Genomic DNA, 892 nt, shown 5'->3' on the forward strand with positions numbered 1-892 from the left:
GAACTTCCGCTTCGCGCCGGACCGCACCCCCGAACAGGCGCTGGCCCATGTCCGCGAGGTGTTCGACGGCCTCGATGTGGGCGTCGAGCAGACCGATTCGGCGGCCGGCGCCCTGCCCGGGCTGACCGCGCCCGCTGCCGCGGCGCTGGTGGCGGCCGCCGGCGGGCGGGTGCGGGCCAAATACGGCTGGACTGACGTGTCCCGGTTCGCCGCCCGCGGCATTCCCGCGGTCAACTACGGTCCGGGCGACCCGAACCTGGCGCACCGGGTCGACGAGCGGGTACCGGTGGACCAGATCAGCACCGTGGCAGCAATGCTGCGCGGCTACCTCAGCGCCTGACCCGCTCCAGCGCCGCGCGGCCGAACGCGCAGTCGACTTCGGCGCAGAGCCGGGCCAGCGGATCGGCGGCCCGGGCATCGCCGAGCCGGGCGGCGACATCCCAGGCCTGCAGCGCAGCCGCGGACTGCCCGGCGCGTTGCGCCATCCGGGCGCTCTCCCGCGCGGCCGCGATCGCGCCGTGCTGATCGCGCATGCCGGCCCGCTGCCAGGCGCGCGCCATGCCCAACTCCGGGGCGAACAGTGCCGATTTGGTGCCGTGCCGGGACTCGGCCCGCCGCAACGCCTTTGCGGCGCCGGCGATGTCGGACTGCCGGGCCAGCGCGGTGGCCAGCAACGTCAGCGACAGCGGTCCCCACGAATACCCGGTGCGGTCCAGGATGGTCGCGGCCGGCGCCAGTAGCGCCGCCGCGTCCGCGAACTCCTCGGCCGCGATCAGCACGACCGCCACCAGAACCTCGCCGATGGCCCGGCCGGGTTGGGTCAGCTCGGCGAAATCGGTGAACTGCCAGGCCAGCTCACGGGCCTCGGCAAGGCCTGTCTCTTATACACATC

The 892-nt window shown here is 74.2% G+C and carries 1 protein-coding gene and 1 pseudogene; one reads left to right on the top strand and one right to left on the bottom strand.

What is annotated here, in order from left to right:
- Positions 1 to 340 (top strand): M20/M25/M40 family metallo-hydrolase (locus LI92_RS21350; RefSeq protein ID WP_046322562.1); only part of this gene is annotated, 340 nt, incomplete at its 5' end.
- On the opposite strand, the pseudogene LI92_RS21355 reads toward LI92_RS21350, so the two are convergent.
- Positions 330 to 872 (bottom strand): annotated as a pseudogene (locus LI92_RS21355) (AAA family ATPase); the annotation flags it as partial. The gene LI92_RS21350 and the pseudogene LI92_RS21355 overlap by 11 nt on opposite strands.
- Between the last annotated feature and the right edge of the window lie 20 nt (positions 873 to 892).

This window comes from Mycobacterium sp. UM_Kg1 (assembly GCF_000972925.1).
GTDB lineage: Bacteria > Actinomycetota > Actinomycetes > Mycobacteriales > Mycobacteriaceae > Mycobacterium > Mycobacterium hiberniae.